The organism is Yersinia sp. J1 (assembly GCF_050586585.1).
In the GTDB taxonomy this organism is placed as follows: Bacteria; Pseudomonadota; Gammaproteobacteria; order Enterobacterales; family Enterobacteriaceae; genus Yersinia; species Yersinia entomophaga.
Window position 1 is genome coordinate 1 of the sequence record NZ_JBOBDP010000061.1, and the last position, 342, is coordinate 342.

A 342-nucleotide genomic window follows, 5' to 3' on the forward strand; every position below is an offset into this window, starting at 1 on the left:
GCAGCCAGTGGGCTACCACCGTCTGCAACGCCAGTAGCGCCGCCGGTCACGGTGCCTTTCAGTACGTCGAAGCCTTTGGCAGCAACGGTACGCACGTTACCGTTAACCGCTTCGCCTGCGTCAGTCGCAGTTTTAAGCAGTGCTGGCATTTTGGCAGTTTCTGTATCCAGCGCAGTTTTAGCTGCATCAGTCGCAGGCTGTTTAGTGGCATCAGCATCAGAGATAGCTTTCTTCGCCAGGTAATCAGTGTTTTTGGTATCAACAACAGTTTGCTGATCGCTAACTGCTTTAGTGGTTTTGAATTCGTAGGTGTTGACAGTATCGCTAGAAATGCCGCCGGCA

The 342-nt window shown here is 52.0% G+C and carries 1 pseudogene; it reads right to left on the minus strand.

Features of this window, described 5'->3' with window-relative positions:
• A pseudogene (locus ACQ4OC_RS19645) lies at window positions 1-342 on the minus strand (flagellin FliC); the annotation flags it as partial.